We start from the raw sequence: 343 nt of genomic DNA, 5'->3' as shown, positions 1-343 counted from the left end.
GAAAATATGGCGGCTGACGTGTAAGCTCCATGCGCAGGGGGCGGGGATGATGGTGTTTTGAGTGAATTTGCCGCTTTCCAATAAGGCCATGCCCATAAAGGGTTTGAATGAAGAACACGGCGGGAAAAGGCCTTGGGTAACGCGGTTGATCAAAGGCTTTTTCCAATCGTCATTCAGCATTTTCAAAGTATCACTGTAGATGCCGTAAATAAATAGGTTGGGATCGAAGGAAGGCTTGGAAACAAAAGCCAAAACAGTACCGTCTTGAGGATTGATGGCTACCAATGAGCCACGGCGGTCGCCTAAAATGCTGTCTGCTTCCTGCTGCATACGGATATCAATG

The 343-nt window shown here is 47.8% G+C and carries 1 protein-coding gene; it reads right to left on the bottom strand.

Annotation, left to right across the window (positions count from 1 at the left end):
* Positions 1–343: penicillin-binding transpeptidase domain-containing protein (locus ACTHSP_RS23105; protein ID WP_440347137.1), on the bottom strand; the 343-nt coding region annotated here is incomplete at both ends.

It is taken from the genome of Neisseria sp. P0001.S005 (genome assembly GCF_051963715.1).
The sequence above is the reverse complement of the archived record's forward strand: the minus strand, read 5'-3'. Positions and strand labels throughout refer to the sequence as shown.